This is a genomic window from Pseudomonas sp. LBUM1652 (genome assembly GCF_059716105.1).
The window spans coordinates 5,494,175-5,515,600 of the sequence record NZ_CP166804.1 but is presented as its reverse complement, the minus strand read 5'-3'; the positions used below and the strand labels follow the sequence as shown (position 1 = coordinate 5,515,600).

Here is a 21,426-nt window from a genome sequence, read left to right as displayed (position 1 = left end):
GGTCGCGGCGTGTAGCCGGTTTGTGCAGCGAAGCTAAGCTCTAACTGGGGAGTGAGTCTTATCTTCAATGAGGTGAGGGATGGTGGAGCAACAGCAGAGAAACATCACGAAACCTGAGTTGTACGAACGGTTGATGGATCGTCTGGGGATGGCCCTGGATGCTGCAAAAACCGCTGATCGGCTGCGCGATGAGCGCCCCTTGGAACTGGAATTGCGTGGCTTGAGCCCCGCCGAGTTCAAACTGGTCAAGGCCTATCTGGATCGCAGTGAACGTGAAACGCACGGATGCTTGTCGCAAGCAGTGAAGCAGCTCGATGCAGCACATTCGGCCAAGGTCATCTGGCTCAAGGACAAGGCGCCCCGCAAAGACACCGTCAAGGTGCGTGCTTTGCAGGCCAAGTAAGCGCATGGCAGGTCAAGAAACGGATCTTTTTCAACAGGATCCCACCCTATCGGTTGTCGCGTTGGTTTAACCCACTTAGGCTTCGGGCATCTTTGGAGATGCCCGATGCCTTTTCGTTACTTCATCAAACAACTTTTGCTGCCGCCCGGCATTCTTTTACTACTGTTGCTGGCTGCCTGGTGGCTGCGACGCTCACGGCCGCGCCTCGCTGGATTGTGTTTTGCCATTGGTTTTGGAGGGCTCTGGCTGATGAGTCTGCCGGTGGTCGTGCAGTGGGGCGCCAAGGCCCTTGAGCGCGAGCCGCCGCTGGCTCGCGAAGAGTGGGCGACGCTCGCGCAACGGGCCGATGCGATTGTAGTGCTGGGTTCCGGGCGTGAGCGCGGTGATCTGGCCTGGGGCGAGGATCAGCCGACCGGCGTGGGGCTGGAGCGTCAGCGCTATGCGGCACGGCTGGCCAAGGCGTCGGGATTGCCGATTCTGACCAGTGGCGGCTTGCATTACGGCACGCCGCCGACCGAGGCGAAATTGATGGCTGACTCGTTACTGGATGACTTCGGCGTGACTGTGCGCTGGCAAGAGGGTGAGAGCCGTACCACATGGGAAAACGCCAAATTCAGTGCTGATATGTTGTTGCCGCAGGGGATTAAGCGCGTGGTCGTGGTGACACAGGCCTGGCATATGCCGCGCTCGGTCTGGAGTTTCGAGAAGGCGGGATTTGAAGTGGTGCCGGCGCCAGTCGGGTTTCTCGGCACCGATAACGCCAGGCCATTTGGTGGCTGGCTGCCGGAGTTCAAGTCGATCTGGCAGAGCGGGCAGTTGCTCAATGAAGCGGTGGGGCAGGTGGGGTATTCATTGTTTTACCGCTGATCCCCCAGCCCACTGGATATTGGGTTTTTGTGGCGAGGGGATTTATCCCCGATCGATGGCGAAGCCATCGCAAAACCTGTGTGCGCGATGTATCAGACACACCGCTGTTGCAGGTCGGGGCGGCTTCGCCACCCATCGGGGATAAATCCCCTCGCCACAATGGGGCGAATCTCACAATTGGGTTGGATCTGAAAATTGTGTGATCAGACCGTTTTTGACATCCGCCCCGCCATCAATGCCCAGCCAAACAGCAGCAAGCAGACAATGATCAACGGCCACGAACGCCATTGCAGATACGGCGTCAGGTTATGCATTGGCACCACTTCGCCGTACAAAATGCCTTGCTCGAACTGCGGAATCTGCTCGGTGATCTGCCCAAACGGGTTGATCAAACCGGTCACGCCATTGTTGGTCGCGCGGATCATCCAGCGACCCGCCTCAAGGGCGCGCATTTGCGCCATCTGCAAGTGTTGCAGTGGGCCGATCGAGGTGCCGAACCAAGTGTCGTTACTGATCGTCAGTAGCAGATCACTACGCGCCGACAGACTGGCGGCGAACTCCGGATAGACCACTTCGTAGCAAATGAACGGTGCGATCTGATACCCCTTGGCTTGCAACAGAGGTTGGTCCGCCGGGCCACGGGCAAAGTCGGACATCGGCAGGTCGAAGAACGCGATCAGTCCACGCAGGATGTCCTGCAATGGCACGTATTCACCGAACGGCACGAGTTTTTGCTTCAAGTAAGTGCCATCACCTTCGCCAACCACGGTAATACCGTTGTAGAAGCGTCTCTCGTGATGCACCGTTTGGCGAATGGGTACACCGGTAATCAAGGCCGATTTACGCTCGGCGGCGAAGGTCCCCATCATGCTCAGGTAACCCTCGGCGGATTCCTTGAGCACCGGCACGGCGGTTTCCGGCCAGATCAGCAGATCCACTGGTTTGGAGCGCAAACTCAGATCGCGGTACAACGCCAGCTGTGCGTTAAGTTCTGCCGGATCCCATTTCATGCTTTGTGCGACGTTGCCCTGAATCGCCGCCACGGTCAGCGGCGCGCCGGACGGACTGGTCCAGGCGTGACCCTTGAGCGCAATGCCCGCCACCCATGGCCCGACCAACAACAGCAGGCCAACGGCAACAAAAGCCTTGCGACCGGTTTGCAGCAGGCGCGGCGCGTTGTAGATCAGCGCGCCAGTCAGCGCCAGAACGAACGACACCAGCCACATGCCACCGACCGGCGCCAGACCGGACAGCGGCCCATCGAGCTGACTGTATCCGGAATACAGCCACGGAAAACCGGTAAGGAACCAGCCGCGAAACGCCTCCTGACCCACCCACAACGCAGCGAATGCCAGCGCATCGGCCAGCGGCGCTTCGTTGCGACGCAACCAGCGCGTCCAAATCCAGGCGGGCAGGGCGAAGAAGAACGCAATCGCTGCGGTAAACAGCAGCATCAGGAAACCGGCCAGCAACACCGAAGCGCCGCCGAAGTGGTGGATGCTGTAGTAGATCCAACTGGTGCCAGCGCCGAACAGGCCGAAACCGAAGCACCAGCCACGGCCCACCGCCTGACGCGGGCTCAGCTCGCGCAACCCGGCATAGAACAGGCCGACCGCCAGCAAGGCCAGCGGCCAGATATCGAACGGTGCCAGAGCGAGGGTGGTGATTGCACCGGCCGCCACGGCCAGCAGGTTACCGGGCCAGCCGGGGCGGGTTGTCCAGCGCATTTCTATCCTTAATGATTACCGAGCGATTGGCGAAAGTCGCAGCAAGTGAATCCGACGGCTGTCGGCGTTCAGAATGCGGAAACGATAGGCGCCGATTTCAGTGATTTCGTTACGTTTTGGCAAGTGCCCGAACGCGCTCATCACCAGGCCGCCGACGGTGTCGAATTCATCATCGGAGAACTCGCTGTCGAAGAACTCGTTGAAGTTCTCGATCGGCGTCAGGGCCTTGATCAGGAAGTCACCGCTGGGCAGCGGCTTGATGTAGCTGTCTTCTTCGACGTCGTGCTCGTCTTCGATGTCGCCGACGATTTGTTCCAGCACGTCTTCGATGGTCACCAGACCCGCCACGCCGCCGTATTCGTCAATGACGATGGCCATGTGGTTGTGGTTGGCGCGGAATTCACGCAGCAACACGTTCAGACGCTTGGACTCCGGCACGAACGTGGCCGGGCGCAGCAGGTCCTTGATGTTGAAGCTGTCGCCGTTCTCCTTGAGGATCAGCGGCAGCAGATCCTTGGCCAGCAGCACGCCCATCACGTCGTCATGGCTTTCGCCGATGACCGGGTAGCGCGAGTGGGCCGAGTCGACCACGGCGGGGAGGAATTCACGGGGTGTCTGGGTCGCCTTGATGCTGATCATCTGCGAGCGCGGCACCATGATGTCGCGTACTTGCAGGTCAGCTACCTGAATGGCGCCTTCGACGATGGCCAGCGCTTCGCTGTCCAGCAGCTTGTTTTGATGTGCATCGCGCAGCAGCTCAAGCAGCTCCTGACGGTTCTTCGGCTCGTGGGCAAAAGCCTGGGTCAGTTTACCCAGCCAAGACTTCTGCCCGTTGCTCGATCGATCTTCGCTCATAGCGATTACTCTGAATCCTTTGTTGTAACGATAGGGAATGGTTCGGTTTCGTCGTCCGCGTACGGATCGGGATAGCCCAGTTCAGCAAGCAACTCGCGTTCCAGTGCTTCCATTTCTTCGGCTTCTTCGTCATCTATATGGTCGTAACCGAGCAGATGCAAGCAGCCGTGAATGACCAGATGTGCCCAGTGGGCCTTTAGTTCCTTGCCTTGTTCAGCAGCTTCGCGCTCGACCACGGCCACGCAGATCACCAGATCGCCCAGCAGCGGGATATCGAGAAACTCGTCGGGCACTTCGGCGGGGAACGACAGGACGTTGGTCGCGTAGTCCTTGTGGCGCCAGGTGTGATTGAGTTCGCGGCCTTCTTCCTCGTCGACCAGACGAATGGTCATTTCCGAGTCAGCGGTGCGCTGGCGCAGGGCCAGTTCGCACCACAGGCGGAAATCGGCCTCACTCGGCGCGCTCGCTTCAGTCGCGATTTGCAGGTCTAGCTCAAGCATTTCGCGAGGTTTCCTTGGGTGCTTCGTCACGGTTTTCGAAGCGCTCGTAGGCTTCGACGATCCGCTGTACCAAAGGATGGCGCACGACGTCTTTAGGCTGGAAGTGAGTGAAGCTGATGCCCGGTACGTCTTTCAGCACCTCGATCACATGGTGCAGACCGGACTTGGTGCCTTTCGGCAAGTCGACCTGAGTAATGTCGCCGGTGATGACCGCAGTTGAGCCGAAGCCGATCCGCGTCAGGAACATCTTCATCTGTTCGACGGTGGTGTTCTGACTTTCGTCGAGGATGATGAAGCTGTTGTTCAGTGTACGGCCACGCATGTAAGCCAGCGGTGCAACTTCGATCACCTGACGCTCAATCAGCTTGGCCACGTATTCGAAGCCGAGCATCTCGTAGAGCGCGTCGTAGAGCGGGCGCAGGTAGGGGTCGATCTTCTGCGACAGGTCGCCGGGCAGGAAGCCGAGTTTTTCGCCCGCCTCAACTGCCGGACGCACCAGCAGGATGCGGCGGATTTGCTCGCGCTCCAGTGCATCAACCGCGCAGGCCACGGCCAGGTAGGTCTTGCCGGTACCGGCCGGGCCGATGCCAAAGTTGATGTCGTTGCCGAGGATTTCCTTCACATAGCGCAGTTGATTCAAGCCGCGTGGGCGAATCATGCCTTTCTTGGTGCGCAGGGCGACGGAGGCTTCGGCGGGGGCGTGGTTGTCCAGTTCTACGACGGCCGATTCCTGGAGGAACAGGTGCACCATGTCAGGCGACAGCTCGGTACCCTTGGTTTCCCGGTACAGGCGGCGCAGCAGGTTTTCCGCAGAAGTGGTGTGCTTGGGGTCGCCGATCAGTTCGAACTGGTTTCCGCGGTTGCGGATCTCGATGGTCAGGCGCTGTTCGATCAAGCGCAAATGCTCGTCGAATTGCCCGCACAGATTGGCGAAGCGGCGAGCCTCAAAGGGCTCGAGGATAAAACGATGTGGTTCTATGGGTGCGTTCAAGGTCGTATTTAGCCGCCCTGGGGCAATTAAGATGAAATCAAGGATAACGCCAGAGGCGTGGGTGCGAAAGCTCTTAAATATCGCAACGCGATTCCCGGGTCTGGCGCTGTCCCTGTAGGAGCGAGCAGGCTCGCTCCTACAGGGGAAATGCAGTGTTACTGAATCAGTGAGCCACGCAGCGAATGCGGTTGCGCCGCGTCGATATGCACGTCGGCGAACTGGCCGATCAAGGTTGGATTGTCGCAGCGGAAGTTGACGATACGATTATTCTCGGTGCGCCCTTGCAGCTCGCCCGGGTCCTTCTTCGAATAATCGGTCACCAGAATCCGCTGTATCGAACCGACCATTTGTCGGCTGATCTCGAAACCTTGCTGATTCAAGCGGTGTTGCAGCGCGTTCAGACGTTCCTTTTTCAGCTCTTCCGGGGTGTCATCCGCCAGATCAGCGGCCGGTGTGCCCGGGCGCTGGCTGTAGACGAACGAGTAGGAAAAGTCGAAACCAACGTCGGCAATCAGCTTCATGGTCTGTTCGAAATCTTTCTCGGTTTCGCCGGGGAAACCGACGATGAAATCCGAGCTGATGCAGATCCCCGGTACCGCCGCGCGCAGTTTGCGCAGCTTGGATTTGTACTCCAGCGCCGTGTGGTTACGCTTCATCGCCGCCAGAATCCGGTCCGAACCCGATTGCACCGGCAAATGCAGGTGTTTGACCAGTTCCGGCACGTCGGCGTGGGCCTGGATCAGGCTGTCGGAGAACTCCAGCGGGTGCGAGGTGGTGTAGCGAATGCGGTCGATGCCATCGACGGCGGCGACCACGCGGATCAGCTCGGCGAGATCCGCCAGGCGACCATCATGGGTGGTGCCGCGATAGCCGTTGACGTTCTGCCCCAGCAAGGTCACTTCACGCACGCCGTTTTCGGCAAGGTGGATGATCTCGGCGATCACGTCGTCGAACGGCCGGCTGACTTCTTCGCCACGGGTGTAGGGCACCACGCAGAACGTGCAGTACTTGCTGCAGCCTTCCATCACCGACACGTAAGCGCTCGGGCCGTCGATACGCGGCTCGGGCAGGTGGTCGAATTTTTCGATTTCCGGGAACGAGACGTCGACTTGCGGCAGCTTGGTGCTGCGTGCGGCGTCGATCATCTCCGGCAGGCGGTGCAGCGTTTGCGGGCCGAAAACGACGTCGACATACGGGGCGCGATCGCGGATCGCCGCGCCTTCCTGGCTGGCTACGCAACCGCCGACGGCGATCACCATCTCCGGGTTGGCCAGCTTCAGTTCGCGCCAACGGCCGAGCTGCGAGTACACCCGATCCTGGGCGCGCTCGCGGATCGAGCAGGTGTTGAGCAGAATCACGTCGGCGTCTTCCGCGCGAGCGGTGACTTCCAGGGCCTGATGTTCGCCCAGCAGATCGACCATGCGCGAGCTGTCGTACTCGTTCATCTGGCAACCGTGGGTTTCGATGTAAAGCTTCTTGGCCATGGATTTTGGTCGTCACGTGATTCAAAGAACCGCGCATTATAGGGAACATGCCCTCAGGTTCCTACCGCTGTGCGTCCAGTGGCTATGCTATAGTTCGCGCCCTCATTTTTATCCCCGATGTTGTCCGCCCGCCATGACCAAACGCGAAGCTCCAATCTACAAGGTGATTTTCCTCAACCAGGGCCAGGTGTTCGAAATGTACGCCAAGCAGATCTATCAAAGTGATCTGTGGGGCTTTCTGGAAGTGGAAGAGTTCGTCTTTGGCGAGCGCACGCAAGTGGTCGTCGATCCGAGCGAAGAAAAGCTCAAGGCGCAGTTTGAAGGCGTGGTGCGCAGCTTTGTGCCGATGCATTCGATCGTGCGTATCGACGAAGTCGAGCGTCTGGGCACGCCGAAAATCAGCGAAGCCCGCGGCGCGGTCGGCAATGTGATGCCGTTTCCGATGCCGATGCCTGAGAAATAACAGCAGATTCTGGATTGGAATGAGTTTGTGGCGAGGGGATTTATCCCCGATGGGTTGCGAAGCAGCCCCAAACCCCGCAATCCGGTTCTTTCTGACACGCCTTGCCGAATGGACTTGCGACTGCTTCGCAGCCGATCGGGGATAAATCCCCTCACCACAAGTTAATCACCACAGCCCTTAAGGCAATGGCGAAAACGGCGTGCGCCCATCGGCGCTCTGCAGTTCCATCAGGTATTTACGGAAAATTTGCCCGAGCACCTGCGTAGCGGTTTCGAGATCTTCGCGGGACATTTTTTCGGAGACTTCGTCGGCCGTGTCCAGTGCCTCTTCGGCGCCGTTGACCGCCGCCATCTTCAGCACGATGTACGCCTGAATATTGTTGGCCTGTACGCCTTCACCGTGGAAGAACATGGTGCCGAGCTTGAATTGCGCCTGAGCGTGGCCTTGCAACGAGGCTTTTTCGAAATAGCTCAGGGCTTGATTGAGGTCGCGCGGCGCATTCTTGCCGTCGTAGTAGAACTCACCCAACTCGTATTGCGCTTGCGCATCCCCTTCGTCCGCCGCTTTCTGGCAGGCGGCCAGTGCCTGCGTGACGTCTTGCGGCTGAGTATTGAGGGTGCAACGACCCATCGCCGGGATCAACAACGAGTTGCCGCCTGCTTGTGCATGCGCGAGCAGGGGCTGAAGGAGCAACAGGCAGCCCAAGGCAAGGGTGCGGCCGGTGCGGTTCATGGGAATCGACTTACCTCTGAAGGGCACGCGGACCCATCGAGGGATCCAATAAGCGCGCATTATGAAATAAGCAGGGCCAACCTTACAAAGTCTTTACTCGTTTTTCTGCTGCGCGGGGAATATATCGCCCACTTTACGGGTGAATTCTGGCAGGTGCGTCGGAAAAACCGGGTGGATGTAGGTGAAAGCTGACGTCGGCGATAGCCAACGTCCGCGGTGCGGCGATTACTTCAGTGCAGCGAAGGCGCGTTCGGCAGCGTCCAGGGTCAGTTTCAACTCGTCTTCGCCATGCGCGATCGAGGTGAAACCGGCTTCGAATGCGCTCGGCGCCAGGTACACGCCACCTTCCAGCATCAGGTGGAAGAAGCGACCGAACAGCGCTGCGTCGCTGGCCATCACGTCTTCAAAAGTGACGATGTCGTCAGCGCCGCTGAAGTACAGGCCGAACATGCCGCCTGCCTGCGTCGTCACGAATGGAATCCCCGCGGCATCGGCGCGCTGTTGCAGACCGTCGAGCAGGCGTGTGGTGTAGTCGGTTAGTTCGTCGTGGAAACCCGGACGGCTGATCAGGCGCAGAGTGGTCAGGCCGGCGGCCATGGCCAACGGGTTACCCGACAAGGTGCCCGCCTGATACACCGGGCCCAGCGGCGCGATGCGCTCCATGATTTCACGCTTGCCACCGAAGCAGCCGACCGGCATGCCGCCGCCAATGATCTTGCCGAACGTGGTCAGATCCGGGGTCACGCCGTAGTAGGCCTGAGCGCCGCCGAGGGCGACGCGGAAACCGGTCATCACTTCGTCGAAAATCAGCACCACGCCGTGCTTGTCGCAGAGTGTGCGCAGGCCTTCAAGGAAACCCGGTGCCGGCGGTACGCAGTTCATGTTGCCGGCCACTGGCTCGACGATGATGCAGGCAACGTCCCGACCGACTTCGGCGAGCATTGTTTCCACCGCGTCGATGTCGTTGAACGGCAGGGTCAGGGTGTGTTTGGCAAACGCCGCTGGTACGCCAGCCGAACTCGGTACGCCTTGGGTCAGTGCGCCGGAACCGGCCTTGACCAGCAGGCTGTCGGAGTGGCCGTGGTAGCAGCCTTCGAACTTGATGATGCTGTCACGACCGGTGTAACCGCGGGCCAGACGGATCGCGCTCATGGTCGCTTCGGTGCCGGAGCTGACCATGCGCACCATGTCCATCGATGGCACCAGCGAGCAGACCAGATCGGCCATCTCGGTTTCCATCGCGGTCGGCGCGCCGTAAGACAAGCCGTGTTGCAGTTGATTGCGCACTGCGTCCAGAACGTCCGGGTGGCTGTGGCCAAGGATCATCGGGCCCCACGAACCCACGTAATCGACATAACGCTTGTCGTCTTCGTCGGTCACGTAGGCGCCTTCAGCGTGTTTGAAAAACAGCGGCGTGCCGCCAACGCTCTTGAACGCGCGAACCGGCGAGTTCACGCCACCGGGGATGTGTTTCTGGGCATTGGCAAACAGGGTTTCGGAACGAGACATGATCGGGCTCTCAAATCAGACTTTCAGTAATTCGTTGAAGGCGCGGGCGCGGCGGGTCACTTCGGCGGTGCTTTCAGCGCCGAACAGGCCGTGGACGACGGCCAGCAGGTCGACACGATGGGCCACCAACGGCGCGGCGTTGTCGAGGGTGATGCCGCCGATCGCGCAGATCGGCAAATGCAGTTTGCGGCGAGCCTCATCGAGCAGGTCGAGGCTGCAGGTCGGCGCGCCGGGTTTGGTGTTGGAGTTGAAGAAGCGACCGAAGGCGACGTAGCTCGCACCTTCTCTGGCAGCTTGTTCGGCCAGTTCGATCTGCGCGTGGCAGGTCGAGCCTATGATCGCTTTCGAGCCGAGCAGGGCGCGGGTCGGCGACAGCGGGCCGTCGGTCTGGCCCAGATGCACGCCGACGTTGAGGCGTGCAGCCAGTTCGGCGTCATCGTTGATGATCAACTGCGTCTTGTAGCGCGCACACAAATCGCGCAGCGCTTCGGCCTCGCGCAGACGCCGGGCCTCGTCGCTGCTCTTGTCGCGGTATTGCAGCAGGGTGACGCCGCCTTCCAGCGCCGCCTCCACGTACGAGAGGAATTTGCCGGCCAGCAATTGGCTGTCGGTGATGGCGTACAGGCCACGTAGTTTCATCAGGCAGACCTCACGACGTTACGAGCAGAAATCCAGCGGCAGACGACGCGGCACAAACTGGCCTTTGCCCAGTTGTTCGGCATCGCGCAGGGTGCGCCAGGTGTAATCCAATGCACTGCGTACCGCGCTGGCGAGATTCTCGCCCTGGGCCAGTCGGCCAGCCAAAGCGCTGGCCAAGGTGCAACCGGAGCCGTGATAACTGCCCGGCAAACGCTGGCAATAGAAGGTTTCACGCAGGCCGTCGCGGCTGTACAGGCGGTTGTGGATTTCAGTTTCGTCGCCATGACCGCCGGTGATCAGCAGGTTTTTGACGAACGGCAAAAGTTTTTCAGCGCACTCATCCGCTGTGCCTTCGGGCAGTTCGGCGAGGATGCGGGCTTCGGGAAGGTTGGGGGTGGCAATGATCGATAGCGGCAGCAGACGCTCACGCATCGCATAGCCGACTTCGTCCTTGCCCAGGCGTCCGCCGCCGCCGGCGCGCAGCACCGGGTCGCAGACCACTGGCAAATGCGGGTGCGCCGAAAGCAGTTCGACAACGGTGTCGACCATTTCCAGCGAACCGAGCATGCCCAGTTTGACCGCCGCGACTTCGGAGTCGTTGAGCACGGCATTGGCCTGAGCCAATACCCACTCACGGTCGAGGACGCGGAAATCAGTGACGTTGACGGTGTCTTGCACGGTCAGGGCGGTGACGGCCGGAGCCGCATGGCAACCCTGCGCGAGCAAGGCTTCTATATCTGCCTGCAAGCCGGCGCCACCACTGGGGTCGTGGCCGGAGAGACAGAGGACAACGGGGCGGGAGCTGTAGATATTCATGGTGCGCGAGCTTACCACCAAACCTGATTTTTCGGTTCAGTGCCGTTGTGCCTGGCGGATAACCCGGTCAGAGAATGCTGACCGGTTTGTCACAACCTGACCAACTCAACAGCTCTAGCTCGGTACGTTGCTCTGAAACGCCCGTTCTAGAGCCTTTGTAGGAAAAATTTCGATGGTGCTCAATGGCCATCAACGGCTATGCTAGTCTGGATCCAAACCAATAACAGGTAATACCGGTTTTACGTCTACTCAAAGGGAATGGGGGGGCTTCCTGACACAACCGGACGAGCCACGCTGGGGCTTCAATGCGCTATTTGCTGATGTTGTTGTTCTGCTTGCCCCTCATGGCGAGCGCCGTCGAATTCGACGAATTCACCCAGAGCCTCCCTCTGGGCCGGTCGCTGCAAGTGTTCGAAGACCCGAGCGGTCAGGCGAATATTGCCGACGTCCGCGCGCAGGCCGCCGCCGGCAATTTCAAAGCCCACGATAAAGCCACGCTCAATGCCGGGTACTCGCGTTCGGCGTTCTGGCTGAAGATCGATCTGCATTACCGTCCGAGCAATCCCGCTGCACAGCGCTCCTGGCTGCTGGAACTGGCTTATCCACCGCTCGATCATCTCGACCTTTATATGGCCGATGCCAATGGCGACTATCGCCTGATCCGGCAAACCGGCGACGCCTTGCCGTTCGCCAGTCGCGAGATCCGCCAGAACAATTACCTGTTCAACCTGGCCGTCAAACCGGATCAACAACAAACCCTTTACTTGCGACTGGCCAGCGAAGGCTCGATCCAGGCGCCGGTGACGTTGTGGTCGAGCACTGCGTATCTCGAAGATCAGCCAGTGCGCCTGTATGTGCTGGGCATCATTTATGGCGTGTTGCTGGGGATGCTGGTTTACAACCTGTTCATCTTCCTCAGCGTGCGCGACACCAGCTACCTCTATTACATCTTCTACATTGGCTCGTTCGGCCTCTATCAACTGTCGGTGAACGGCGCGGCGGTCGAGTATTTCTGGCCGGACAATCCGTGGTGGGCCAACGCGGCAACGCCGTTCTTCATCGGTTGCGCGGGCCTGTTCGGTAGCCAGTTCGCCCGCAGCTTCTTGCAGACCAAGACCCACAGCCGCTGGCTCGACCGTTTGCTGATCGCCCTGATTGCATTCGGTGCGTTGGTAGTCGGTTTGTCGCTGATGACCAGTTACGCCTTGGCTCTGCGCCTGGCGACGACGCTGGCGCTGACCTTCACTGTGGTGATTTTTGCGGCGGGGATTCTCGCCTGGTGGCGCGGCCTGCGCGTGGCGCGCTATTTCATCATTGCATGGTCGGCGTTCCTGCTCGGCGGCGTCATCAATACGCTGATGGTGTTGGGCCTGCTGCCAAACGTGTTCCTGACGATGTACGCCAGCCAGATCGGTTCGGCGATCGAAGTGGCTTTGTTGTCGCTGGCCTTGGCTGACCGCATCAACGCGATGCGCGAGCAGCAAGCGCAGACGCTGTTTGATGCCGGGCAGAAACTTGAAGTGCTCAACCAGCAACTGGCCCACAGCAACAAGCTCAAGGACGAATTCCTCGCGACCCTGACCCACGAACTGCGCACGCCGATGAACGGTGTGATCGGTTCGCTGGAACTGATGCAGACCGTCGATCTGGATCCCGAGCTTGAGCAATATCACCAGACCGCCGCCGGTTCCGCCCGGGACATGATGCGCATGGTCAACGGCATCCTCACCCTCACCGAATTGCAGGCCGGCAAACTGAAAGCGAAGCCGGGCAGTTTCAGTCTGCGGGGTGTGGTTGAAGCGTTGCGCGCTCAGTTCGAAGGCAACGCGGCAAGCAAGTCGCTGGACTTTAAGGTCGACGTGCTGCCGACTCTGCCGGATCGCCTGCACGGTGACAGCGCGAAACTGGCGCAATGCCTGGAATGCCTGCTGGATAACGCGATCAAGTTCACCCGTGTCGGTGGGCTGGCGCTGCGGGTCACCGGCAAGCCGTCGACGGACAATCGATTGGCGCTGTCATTTGCTGTGATCGACACCGGTATCGGCTTCAGCGATTTGGGTGAGGCGACGATGTACCAGCGCTTCTTCCAACTCGACGGTTCGATGACCCGTGAGTACGGTGGATTGGGAGTAGGGCTGGCGATCTGCCGACAACTGGTCGAACTGCTTGGCGGCAAGCTCACCCATCGCTCTGAACCCGGAAGTGGCAGTCGCTTTCAGCTGGACGTGGAGTTCGAATTGCCGGTGGTCGAGCCGGCGCCGCCCCCTGCGAATGTGCGCGATTGCGTCCGTGCCCCGCAGGACTGCACGGTGCTATTGGTCGACAACAACACCGTCAATCAACTCGTGATGCGCGGCATGCTGCTCAAACTCGGTTTCCGCGTGCGTACCGCTGAAAACGGTGCAGCGGCGCTCGATTGCCTGCAGCGCGAAATTGTTGATGCGGTCTTGATCGATTGCCAGTTGCCCGCCCATGACGGCGCGTCGCTGTGCTGTCAGATCCACGCCTTGCCGGGTTGCGCACACTTGCCGGTGTTCATGCTGGCGTTGAGCGCGGATCGCGAGGTTTGCGCCACGGATGCAGTGATCGACTACCTGAACAAACCGGTGAAATTCGAAGATTTGCAGTCTGCGCTGGAGCGACGGGTGCTCTGCTGTTGATAGGGTAAAAGCGCCGCAAATTCGGCGGATATGACACTTTGTTCGGGGTTTGGGCGGTGCTTAACTGACCTTCTCGCTGAAAAAGGAACCCGTCATGAACCTGCATCAGTTTGCCGAAACCCACGAGGTCACCAACCAGCCGCCGTCGCTGGACGGCACCAACCTCTATCGCATCGACCTGCCGTTGCAGGAGTGGTCGCGCAGGTTCGGCGCCGGTTGGGCCGAGTCGCGGATTGATGCCTACGGCGCACTGGCCGGCGGGCCGCTGATGGAGGCCGGGTTCCTCGCCAATCAGAACAAACCGGTGTTTGCCAGCCATGACCGCTACGGTCATCGCATCGATCTGGTGGAATTTCACCCGGCGTATCACGAGTTGATGCGAACGGCAGTCGAGCATGGCCTGACCTCGCTGCCTTGGGCGCAACCGCAGGACGGCGCGCATGTCGCCCGTGCTTCCATGACCTATCTGCACAGCCAGGCCGAGGCCGGCAGCGGTTGCCCGCTGACCATGACCTTCGCCAGCGTCCCGGCGCTGCGCCTGCAACCTGATCTGGCCGAGCAATGGTTGCCTAAAGTCCTCGCCACCGAATACGACCCGCGCAATGTCGGCATGGCGCACAAGGCCGGTGTCACCATCGGCATGGCCATGACCGAGAAACAGGGCGGCACCGACGTGCGCGCCAACACCACCAAGGCCTATCCGGTCGGCGCCAGCGGTCCGGGCCAGGCTTATGAACTGGTCGGGCACAAGTGGTTCTGTTCGGCGCCGATGTGCGATGCGTTTCTCACGCTGGCGCAGACCGACAAGGGCCTGACCTGTTTCCTGCTGCCGCGCCATCGCCCGGACGACACGCGCAATCAGTTCTACATCCAACGCCTGAAAAACAAACTCGGCAACCAGTCCAACGCCTCCAGCGAAGTGGAATTTCGCGGGGCGCTGGCGTGGATGGTCGGCGAAGAGGGGCGCGGCGTGCCGACCATCATTGAAATGGTGGCGATGACCCGTTTCGATTGCATGGTCGGCTCCAGTTCGCTGATGCGTCAGGCGCTGACCCAGGCCAGCCACCACTGCGCGCACCGCAAGGTCGGCGGCAAGTTGCTCAGCGAACAACCGTTGATGCAGAACGTGCTGGCCGATCTGGCGCTGGAAAGCGAAGCCGCGCTGGCCCTGAGCCTGCGCATGGGCAAGGCGCTGGATCATTTGGACGATCGCCACGAAGCGCAGTTCGCCCGGTTGGTGACGGCGGTGGGCAAATACTGGATCTGCAAACGCGCGCCGGCAATGATCAATGAAGCGGCGGAATGCATGGGCGGCGCCGGGTATGTCGAGGACAGCATACTGCCGCGTCTGTACCGCGAGGCGCCGGTCAACTCGACGTGGGAAGGCTCGGGCAACGTGCAGTGCCTCGACGTGTTGCGCGCGCTGTCGAAAGAGCCGGGTGTGCTGGACGTGCTGTTCAGTGAACTGGGTGACGGCCATGGCGATAGACGGTTGGCTGCGCATATCCAGCAGTTGCAGGCGCAGTTCAAGGACACCAGTGATATTCAGTATCGGGCACGGCAATTGACCGAGGACATTGCCCTTGGCTTGCAGGCCAAACTGTTGCTGGAGGCGGGGAATTCAGCGGTGAGCGATGCGTTTATTGCCAGTCGGTTGAGTGGTAGCGGCCGTGTGTATGGTGCGTTGCCGCGTGGGCTTGATGTCGAAGCCATCGTTGCCCGCTCGACCCCGCAAGGCTTCTGACCCCATACAAGTCCTACAGGGGGGCGTGGGTGGCTCATATATTGTGCGGCAGCCAACACGCCACTGTTCCCGTCGCGCCACGATGCAGGCAAGATGAAGCTCTGCAAGTCAGAACACAGGAAGCTGATCGTGACCGAAGCGTTTATTGTCGTTCAAACCGCCGAACAAGCCGTGGATCGTCTGGCCGAGCTGCATGAGCAGGCCACCACTGCACTGAATTCCGCGCTCAAGCGGTACCTCAAGGATCGCGTCGAGCCCGACGCCGGGCAGCGTGCCCTGTTTCGTTATCCCGAACTGCGTCTGACCTACCACTGCCAGGGCGAAGTCCCGCAGACCACTCGCGCCTACGCCAAGGTGCAACTGCCGGGTACTTACAGCGTCACCGTCACCCATCCGAAAGCATTCCGCAAATACCTGCTGGAACAGCTGGTGCCGTTGATGCACGACTTCACCGTGACTGTTGAAGTCGGCGTCAGTCAGCAAAATATTCCGTACCCGTACGTGGTCGAGCAGGGCGATGAACTGGCCGGTTCCGGCGTCACTGCCGCCGTGCTGGCGCGCGTCTTCCCGAGTACCGACCTGTCCGCCGCCACCGATGGCATTGCCGACGGCCTCTACGATTGGGAAAACACCGATCCGCTGCCACTGGCGCTGTTCGATGCCGCGCGGGTCGACTTCTCGCTGCGTCGTCTGGTGCACTACACCGGCAGCGACTGGCGCCATGTGCAGCCGTGGATCCTGCTGACCAACTATCACCGTTACGTCGACCAGTTCATCGTTCATGGTCTGGAGCAATTGCGCAGCGATCCCCGTTTCGTGCGCATGGTGCTGCCGGGCAACGTGATCATCGAGAAGGGCATGGATCACGGCGAGGCGTCGGCGATTGCCGCCGGTGTGGTCTGGCACCGTTATCAGATGCCGGCCTATCACCTGATCGCCAGCGATGGCCATGGTGTGACGCTGGTGAACATCGGCGTCGGCCCGTCCAACGCCAAGAACATCACCGACCATTTGGCAGTGCTGCGTCCGCATTGCTGGCTGATGATCGGTCACTGCGGCGGCCTGCGTCAGTCGCAGACCATCGGCGACTACGTGCTGGCCCACGCCTATATGCGTCGCGACGGGATTCTCGACCGCGTGGTGCCGCCGAACATTCCTATCCCGGCACTGGCCGAAGTGCAGATGGCGCTGCAACAAGCGGCCGCCAACATTACCGGTGAGAAGGGCGACGACCTCAAAAAACGCCTGCGCACCGGCACCGTGCTGACTTACGACGACCGTAACTGGGAGCTGCGCTGGGCGCAGGAACGTCCGTTGATCAACCTGTCCCGCGCCGTGGCGGTGGACATGGAAAGTGGCACCATTGCCGCGCAAGGTTATCGCCTGCGGGTGCCATACGGCACGTTGCTGTGCGTTTCGGACAAGCCGCTGCACAGCGAAATCAAGCTGCCGGGTTCGGCCAACGCGTTCTACGAGCGTGCGGTCAGCCAGCATTTGAAGATCGGCATCGAAGCGGTGGATCTGCTGCGCACCGAGCTCAACTCGCTGCACTCGCGCAAACTGCGCAGCTTCGACGAACCGCCGTTCCGCTGATTTGTTGATGGTCATTTAACGGTCAGGCTACTAGCATTGGCAGCCCTGACCGTTAGATGTTCTTTTCGCCATGTCCCGTCCCCCGCGTCCACCTTCCCGCCGCCCCGGCGCGAAGCCTCAGTCTTCTGCCCCGCGCCGTGTTGCCAAGGCGCCGCCGGCTGAGCCGAAACTGATCCTGTTCAACAAACCGTTCGATGTGCTGACGCAATTCAGCGACGGCGAAGGGCGGGCGACGCTCAAGGATTACATCGACGTGCCCGGTATTTATCCGGCCGGACGCCTTGATCGCGACAGTGAAGGTTTGTTGCTGCTGACCAACGACGGGCAGTTGCAGGCGCGGATTGCCGACCCCAAGCACAAATTGGCCAAGACCTATTGGGTGCAAGTCGAAGGCGAGCCGACGGCCGAGCAGTTGCAGTGTTTGCGTGACGGCGTCGAACTGAATGATGGCATGACCTTGCCCGCCGAAGCTCGGCAACTGGAGGAGCCTGAGTTGTGGCCGCGTAATCCGCCGGTACGCTTTCGCATGACCATACCTACAAGCTGGCTGGAATTGGTGATACGCGAGGGGCGCAACCGTCAGGTGAGACGCATGACGGCTGCGGTAGGCCTGCCGACGTTGCGGCTGGTGCGGGTCAGGATTGGTGACTGGACGATCGAAGGTCTAGATCAGGGCCAGTGGAAAGAAGTGCCGGCGCGCTTATAAAGCGCCGGACTCGATCAGGCCGATCACCACACTCTTGATGATGAACGCGGCCACACCCAGGCCCAGCACGAAGAACAGAATGAGCGAGCCAAAGCGCCCGGCCTTGGATTTTTTCGCCAGATCCCAGACGATGAAACCCATGAAAATGATCAGGATGCTGACCAGGCCAGTCATCATCCATTCTTCAAGTAGTGCAGGATCCATCGGGGTTCTCCGGCGCGCATGGGGCTAAAAGGGCGCGTCGAGTATACGCCAAGGTCGAACGGCGGGGCATTGACCTGCGTCGGTGTGCCGCAGTCATTGGTCTGCAACCCTGTGGCGAGGGGATTTATCCCCGACGGGTTGCGAAGCGACCCCAAAAATATCTGCCTCGCTGCAAAATCTTGCCAGTGCTGCGCACTGGATCGGGGATAAATCCCCTCGCCACGAAAGCAATCAGCTACGCAAATGGGTCAGCGGCAATTCGGTGCTGTTGAGCACCTGATTCAGCACAAAACTCGAGCGCACACTGGTCACCCCATCAATCCGTGTCAGATGCCCCAGCAGCAATTTCTGATAGTGATCCATGTCCGGCACCACCACCTTCAACTGATAATCAGCGTCCACGCCGGTTACCAGACTGCACTCCAACACCTGCGGCAACGTACGAATCGCTGCTTCGAAATTCTCGAAGCGCTCCGGTGTGTGCCGGTCCATGCCAATCAGCACATAAGCGGTCAGGCTCAGCCCGAGCATCTTGCGATCCAGCAACGCCACCTGACGCGAGATGTAGCCGTCGTCTTCCAGTTGCTTGACCCGGCGCGAGCACGGCGAGGGTGACAGACCGATGCGCTCGGCCAGTTCCTGGTTGGAGATGCGGGCGTCGCGCTGCAATTCCGCCAAAATGCTCAGGTCGTAACGGTCGAGTTTGCTCATCAATCAGTCCTTGGTTGTAACTATTGCGGCGGATTATCTATCCAGGGTTAAAAATTGCGCAAGTGGTGTTTATTTAAGCAATCTTCGCAATCCTCTGTCGCGGCCTCAGGCCTATTCTTATTACCAGAATCACTGCTCGGTAACACAGTCCACAGCGGCCCGCCTATCAGGCCCGCCGCGGTCGCCACCCCCACCGGGGATGTGCCGGCCCCCGAGCTGCACACTGTCCAGAAGACGGCGTGAGGTGAGCCGACGTCAAAAGCGTCGAGCCAGGACGAAGTTCTCTAGAAGGGAGGCCGACGGGTCTCCCTTTTTCTTGCCTGCGATTTTTGTGCAGCCCTCAATAAATAAGTTTCGTGACTGATAACCTGTTGCAGAACCCGGTGTGTACATTCCCGGTCTTAGTGACAAGTCCCCTCTTAATTTCAGGCCCTGAGCCGCAGCGAGGAAAAGCATGAAGTCGCGCATCTGGCGTCTGGCCGGTGTTGGGTTGCTGTGTGTGAGTGTCGGTGCGCAAGCGCTTGCCGATGAGCCGCAGAATCGTGGGCCGGACAATAATGGTCGCGGCCCGGAGCATCAGGGCAACAATCAGGGCCATGGCGGTAACAATCAGCCTCGGCCGCAGAGCAATGAAATCATTCGTGGCGACAACAGCCGCCAGTTCGAGCACAACGGCCAGCAGCGCAACGATAATGGCCAGTGGCAGAACCGCGACCAGAACCGTCCAGCCTACAATCCCAACCCGGTTCGCCAGCCGCCGCCACCGCCACAGTTACCGGCCAACAGTCTGCCGATCCAGCCGCGTCCCGACGCCGTGCGCCAGACCCAGGAACCGCGTCAGGGCTACTACCGCGACGAGCGTCCACAGAACGGCTACAACAACCAGCATTGGCAGACCGGCAACCGGCCTAACGACAATCGCTGGCCAGGTCGTCCGGACGGGCATGGCAACGGTTGGGGGCCGGGGCCGCAATATCGGCCGGGGCATGTGATCGACCGTTTCCCGGATCGTGACTATCGCGTGCCGTATCGCGGGCAGGATTACTTTTTCTCTGGCGGCTATTGGTATCGCCCGCAAGGCCCGCGCTACATCGTCGTGCAGCCACCGCGCGGGATTCGTACCCAATACTTGCCGGATTACGCCCGTGAAGTGTGGGTAGGTGGCGCGTTGCTGTTCCTTGCCGCCGGTTCCTATTACGCCTATCAGGAAGCGACTCAGGACTACGTGGTGGTCGAGCCGCCGGTGCAGCAACAGCCGCAGCCGCAATCACAGGGCTACGATGTCGAGGCTTACCCGGCCAACGGTCAGTCGCCGGAGCAGGTGCAACAGGACGGTTACCAGTGCTATCAGTACGCGGTGCAACAAAGCGGTTTCGATCCGCGCACCGCGACTTACCAGCCGGCGCCCGAAGTGGTCCAGGCCTACCGTCAGGCCCAGGGCAATTGCCTGAGCAGTCGCGGTTATCAGGTAAGTTACTGAATCCGGGTTTGCGCCCGTTCAGCCTTGACCACTTCCTGCGGGTCGGCGTGCACCAGCACTTCGGCCCGTGGGTAGGCTTTGTGAATGGCATCCGCCGCCTGATCGCTGATGCCGTGCGCTACTGACAGGGTCAATTCCCCCGGCAATTCCAGATGCAGCTGCACGAACCAGTGGTTGCCGGAAATCCGCGTGCGCAAGTCATGTGCGCCCAGCACACCCGGTACGCTGCACGCCAGTTCGAGCATGTGCTGACTGACGTCCGGTGGCAGCTCCTCATCCATCAGCACCGAAAAGCTTTCCCGGGCGATCTGGATCGCGCTCCACAAAATGTACGCGGCAATCCCCAGGCCGAACCACGCGTCCAATTGTTGCCAGCCGAATCCGGCCAGCACCAGCGCCACCAGAATGCTGCCGTTAAGCAGCAGATCAGAGCGGTAATGCAGCGAGTCGGCGCGTACGGCGTTGGAGCCGGTCTGCTTGACTACCCGGTGCTGCAAGATCAGCAAGGCCACCGTCAGCAGCAGGGAAAAAATGATCACGCCAATGCTGATCCACGGCGCACCGAGCGGTTCAGGTTGCTTGATCCGCTCATAGGCCTGAAACGCGATCAACACCGCACTCCCGCCGATGAACAAGGCCTGCGCCATGCCGGCCAGGGATTCCGCTTTGCCGTGGCCATAACGATGATCGTCATCCGCCGGGCGCAGCGCGTAATGCACCGCCAGTAGATTGAGCAACGAAGCAATGCCATCGAGCGCCGAGTCGGTGAGGCCGGCGAGCATGCTCACCGAACCGCTCAGCCACCAGGCGATGGCTTTGGCGATGATCAGCGTACAGGCCACCGCCACCGAGGCGCGGGTCGCCAACCGCAGCAGGCGGGCGTGTTCGGGGCTGGAGGTCATGAAGTTTTTGATTCCTTATGCGGCAGGTTGCAGGCCGAACATTGCCAGTTGTTGAGTGCTGCCCTTGTGCTGGATCAGGCGTGGATCATCCAGCGGCAGATTGCGGCCCAGTTCAGATTCGAGAATAGCCTGCAACTTCAGGTTATCGACCTGACCGTCCGGGCCGATGGCTTGCTTGAGCTTGGCCGGATCGACTTGCGCGGTGTGGCCCGGTTCGAAATAGATCGCGCCGGTGGCGAAGTCGACTGCAAATGCGATCAGACCGGGAATGACATAGAACAGCAGACCCACGGCATCGAGCACGGCAATCGCCGGGTCGATCTTGCCGTCGATCTGGCCGCGACGATCCGGGTAGAAAATCGAGCCGCACGCGGTGATTTGGGTGAGCAGGGTGGCGACCAGTACACCGCCGATCAGGCGAAAGGGTAAACGCATGGGAA

At 60.3% G+C, this 21,426-nt stretch carries 21 protein-coding genes; 8 read left to right on the top strand and 13 right to left on the bottom strand.

Translation table 11 applies throughout. The features are described 5' to 3' along the window. Positions 1-79: 79 nt before the first annotated feature. Positions 80-403, top strand: a complete 324-nt coding sequence (locus ACA069_RS24915; RefSeq protein ID WP_489879928.1) for a hypothetical protein — start codon at positions 80-82, stop codon at positions 401-403. Between the two features lie 105 nt (positions 404-508). Then, positions 509-1,270 carry a YdcF family protein gene (locus ACA069_RS24910; protein ID WP_401272234.1) on the top strand — a complete coding sequence of 254 codons (762 nt, stop codon included), beginning with the start codon at positions 509-511 and terminating at the stop codon, positions 1,268-1,270. A 203-nt stretch (positions 1,271-1,473) separates the two neighbouring features. Here the strand turns inward: ACA069_RS24910 and lnt are convergent, their stop codons facing one another. The 5 genes from lnt to miaB form a co-directional block, all read right to left on the bottom strand. Beyond that, on the bottom strand, positions 1,474-2,997 hold the full coding sequence (gene lnt, locus ACA069_RS24905) for an apolipoprotein N-acyltransferase (RefSeq protein WP_497615411.1): 1,524 nt from the start codon (positions 2,995-2,997) through the stop codon (positions 1,474-1,476). Between the two features lie 15 nt (positions 2,998-3,012). Then, entirely contained in the window at positions 3,013-3,852 is an 840-nt protein-coding gene (locus ACA069_RS24900; protein WP_187678832.1) for a CorC family transporter, read from the bottom strand. A 5-nt stretch (positions 3,853-3,857) separates the two neighbouring features. Further along, the gene (gene ybeY, locus ACA069_RS24895) at positions 3,858-4,352 is read right to left on the bottom strand and encodes an rRNA maturation RNase YbeY (protein WP_497615410.1); all 495 of its coding nucleotides are present in this window, start codon (positions 4,350-4,352) and stop codon (positions 3,858-3,860) included. Next, positions 4,345-5,343 carry a PhoH family protein gene (locus ACA069_RS24890; RefSeq protein ID WP_221730176.1) on the bottom strand — a complete coding sequence of 333 codons (999 nt, stop codon included), beginning with the start codon at positions 5,341-5,343 and terminating at the stop codon, positions 4,345-4,347. Before ACA069_RS24890 ends, ybeY begins: the two co-directional genes overlap by 8 nt. Before the next feature lie 155 nt (positions 5,344-5,498). Then, the gene (gene miaB / locus ACA069_RS24885; protein WP_095190302.1) at positions 5,499-6,827 is read right to left on the bottom strand and encodes a tRNA (N6-isopentenyl adenosine(37)-C2)-methylthiotransferase MiaB; all 1,329 of its coding nucleotides are present in this window, start codon (positions 6,825-6,827) and stop codon (positions 5,499-5,501) included. A gap of 133 nt (positions 6,828-6,960) precedes the next feature. Between miaB and ACA069_RS24880 the strand changes: the two genes are divergently transcribed. Continuing rightward, positions 6,961-7,290, top strand: coding sequence for a DUF1820 family protein (locus ACA069_RS24880; RefSeq protein WP_003185742.1), 330 nt, complete (start codon positions 6,961-6,963; stop codon positions 7,288-7,290). A gap of 177 nt (positions 7,291-7,467) precedes the next feature. Here ACA069_RS24880 and ACA069_RS24875 read toward each other — a convergent pair whose 3' ends face one another. The 4 genes from ACA069_RS24875 to ACA069_RS24860 all read right to left on the bottom strand — a co-directional run bounded on the left by ACA069_RS24875 (position 7,468) and on the right by ACA069_RS24860 (position 10,986). Further along, positions 7,468-8,022, bottom strand: a complete 555-nt coding sequence (locus tag ACA069_RS24875; RefSeq protein ID WP_042561233.1) for a tetratricopeptide repeat protein — start codon at positions 8,020-8,022, stop codon at positions 7,468-7,470. A 225-nt stretch (positions 8,023-8,247) separates the two neighbouring features. Then, positions 8,248-9,531: a glutamate-1-semialdehyde 2,1-aminomutase gene (gene hemL, locus ACA069_RS24870; RefSeq protein WP_497615409.1), complete on the bottom strand. Its 1,284-nt coding sequence runs from the start codon at positions 9,529-9,531 to the stop codon at positions 8,248-8,250. Between the two features lie 15 nt (positions 9,532-9,546). Further along, positions 9,547-10,170 (bottom strand): thiamine phosphate synthase, encoded by a 624-nt coding sequence (gene thiE / locus ACA069_RS24865; protein WP_497615408.1) that lies wholly within the window; start codon positions 10,168-10,170, stop codon positions 9,547-9,549. An 18-nt stretch (positions 10,171-10,188) separates the two neighbouring features. Then, positions 10,189-10,986: a hydroxymethylpyrimidine/phosphomethylpyrimidine kinase gene (locus ACA069_RS24860; protein WP_047303578.1), complete on the bottom strand. Its 798-nt coding sequence runs from the start codon at positions 10,984-10,986 to the stop codon at positions 10,189-10,191. A 305-nt stretch (positions 10,987-11,291) separates the two neighbouring features. On the opposite strand from ACA069_RS24860, the gene ACA069_RS24855 reads away from it, so the two are divergent. The 4 genes from ACA069_RS24855 to ACA069_RS24840 all read left to right on the top strand — a co-directional run bounded on the left by ACA069_RS24855 (position 11,292) and on the right by ACA069_RS24840 (position 17,689). Further along, positions 11,292-13,646, top strand: coding sequence for a 7TM diverse intracellular signaling domain-containing protein (locus ACA069_RS24855; protein ID WP_497615407.1), 2,355 nt, complete (start codon positions 11,292-11,294; stop codon positions 13,644-13,646). Positions 13,647-13,740: 94 nt separating this feature from the next. Beyond that, positions 13,741-15,390, top strand: a complete 1,650-nt coding sequence (locus tag ACA069_RS24850; RefSeq protein ID WP_497615406.1) for an acyl-CoA dehydrogenase family protein — start codon at positions 13,741-13,743, stop codon at positions 15,388-15,390. Between the two features lie 93 nt (positions 15,391-15,483). Continuing rightward, complete coding sequence (gene amn / locus ACA069_RS24845; RefSeq protein ID WP_187680961.1) at positions 15,484-16,983, top strand: AMP nucleosidase; 1,500 nt, start codon at positions 15,484-15,486, stop codon at positions 16,981-16,983. A gap of 70 nt (positions 16,984-17,053) precedes the next feature. After that, positions 17,054-17,689, top strand: coding sequence for a pseudouridine synthase (locus ACA069_RS24840; RefSeq protein WP_401267338.1), 636 nt, complete (start codon positions 17,054-17,056; stop codon positions 17,687-17,689). Here the strand turns inward: ACA069_RS24840 and ACA069_RS24835 are convergent. Both ACA069_RS24835 and ACA069_RS24830 read right to left on the bottom strand, forming a co-directional pair. Then, positions 17,684-17,893 (bottom strand): DUF2788 domain-containing protein, encoded by a 210-nt coding sequence (locus tag ACA069_RS24835; protein WP_042561226.1) that lies wholly within the window; start codon positions 17,891-17,893, stop codon positions 17,684-17,686. The two genes, ACA069_RS24840 and ACA069_RS24835, sit on opposite strands and share 6 nt — an antisense overlap. A 231-nt stretch (positions 17,894-18,124) precedes the next feature. Further along, positions 18,125-18,604 carry an Lrp/AsnC family transcriptional regulator gene (locus ACA069_RS24830; protein WP_042561225.1) on the bottom strand — a complete coding sequence of 160 codons (480 nt, stop codon included), beginning with the start codon at positions 18,602-18,604 and terminating at the stop codon, positions 18,125-18,127. A 454-nt stretch (positions 18,605-19,058) separates the two neighbouring features. Between ACA069_RS24830 and ACA069_RS24825 the strand changes: the two genes are divergently transcribed. Continuing rightward, complete coding sequence (locus tag ACA069_RS24825; protein ID WP_497615405.1) at positions 19,059-20,084, top strand: DUF6515 family protein; 1,026 nt, start codon at positions 19,059-19,061, stop codon at positions 20,082-20,084. Here ACA069_RS24825 and ACA069_RS24820 read toward each other — a convergent pair. Further along, positions 20,078-20,986 (bottom strand): cation diffusion facilitator family transporter, encoded by a 909-nt coding sequence (locus ACA069_RS24820; RefSeq protein WP_187680959.1) that lies wholly within the window; start codon positions 20,984-20,986, stop codon positions 20,078-20,080. The genes ACA069_RS24825 and ACA069_RS24820 overlap by 7 nt on opposite strands. 15 nt (positions 20,987-21,001) lie before the next feature. Continuing rightward, positions 21,002-21,421 (bottom strand): periplasmic Zn2+ metallochaperone PmcY, encoded by a 420-nt coding sequence (pmcY, locus tag ACA069_RS24815; protein ID WP_401267333.1) that lies wholly within the window; start codon positions 21,419-21,421, stop codon positions 21,002-21,004. Positions 21,422-21,426 lie beyond the last annotated feature (5 nt).

Coding starts and splice junctions, on each gene's coding strand:
- ybeY (WP_497615410.1), bottom strand. CDS start 4,352: ATGCTTGAGCTAGACCTGCAAATCGCGACTGAAGCGAGCGCGCCGAGT.
- thiE (WP_497615408.1), bottom strand. CDS start 10,170: ATGAAACTACGTGGCCTGTACGCCATCACCGACAGCCAATTGCTGGCC.
- ACA069_RS24860 (WP_047303578.1), bottom strand. CDS start 10,986: ATGAATATCTACAGCTCCCGCCCCGTTGTCCTCTGTCTCTCCGGCCAC.
- ACA069_RS24875 (WP_042561233.1), bottom strand. CDS start 8,022: ATGAACCGCACCGGCCGCACCCTTGCCTTGGGCTGCCTGTTGCTCCTT.
- ACA069_RS24850 (WP_497615406.1), top strand. CDS start 13,741: ATGAACCTGCATCAGTTTGCCGAAACCCACGAGGTCACCAACCAGCCG.
- ACA069_RS24880 (WP_003185742.1), top strand. CDS start 6,961: ATGACCAAACGCGAAGCTCCAATCTACAAGGTGATTTTCCTCAACCAG.
- hemL (WP_497615409.1), bottom strand. CDS start 9,531: ATGTCTCGTTCCGAAACCCTGTTTGCCAATGCCCAGAAACACATCCCC.
- ACA069_RS24820 (WP_187680959.1), bottom strand. CDS start 20,986: ATGACCTCCAGCCCCGAACACGCCCGCCTGCTGCGGTTGGCGACCCGC.
- ACA069_RS24910 (WP_401272234.1), top strand. CDS start 509: ATGCCTTTTCGTTACTTCATCAAACAACTTTTGCTGCCGCCCGGCATT.
- miaB (WP_095190302.1), bottom strand. CDS start 6,827: ATGGCCAAGAAGCTTTACATCGAAACCCACGGTTGCCAGATGAACGAG.
- ACA069_RS24855 (WP_497615407.1), top strand. CDS start 11,292: ATGCGCTATTTGCTGATGTTGTTGTTCTGCTTGCCCCTCATGGCGAGC.
- ACA069_RS24825 (WP_497615405.1), top strand. CDS start 19,059: ATGAAGTCGCGCATCTGGCGTCTGGCCGGTGTTGGGTTGCTGTGTGTG.
- ACA069_RS24840 (WP_401267338.1), top strand. CDS start 17,054: ATGTCCCGTCCCCCGCGTCCACCTTCCCGCCGCCCCGGCGCGAAGCCT.
- ACA069_RS24835 (WP_042561226.1), bottom strand. CDS start 17,893: ATGGATCCTGCACTACTTGAAGAATGGATGATGACTGGCCTGGTCAGC.
- ACA069_RS24900 (WP_187678832.1), bottom strand. CDS start 3,852: ATGAGCGAAGATCGATCGAGCAACGGGCAGAAGTCTTGGCTGGGTAAA.
- lnt (WP_497615411.1), bottom strand. CDS start 2,997: ATGCGCTGGACAACCCGCCCCGGCTGGCCCGGTAACCTGCTGGCCGTG.
- pmcY (WP_401267333.1), bottom strand. CDS start 21,421: ATGCGTTTACCCTTTCGCCTGATCGGCGGTGTACTGGTCGCCACCCTG.
- amn (WP_187680961.1), top strand. CDS start 15,484: ATGAAGCTCTGCAAGTCAGAACACAGGAAGCTGATCGTGACCGAAGCG.
- ACA069_RS24915 (WP_489879928.1), top strand. CDS start 80: ATGGTGGAGCAACAGCAGAGAAACATCACGAAACCTGAGTTGTACGAA.
- ACA069_RS24830 (WP_042561225.1), bottom strand. CDS start 18,604: ATGAGCAAACTCGACCGTTACGACCTGAGCATTTTGGCGGAATTGCAG.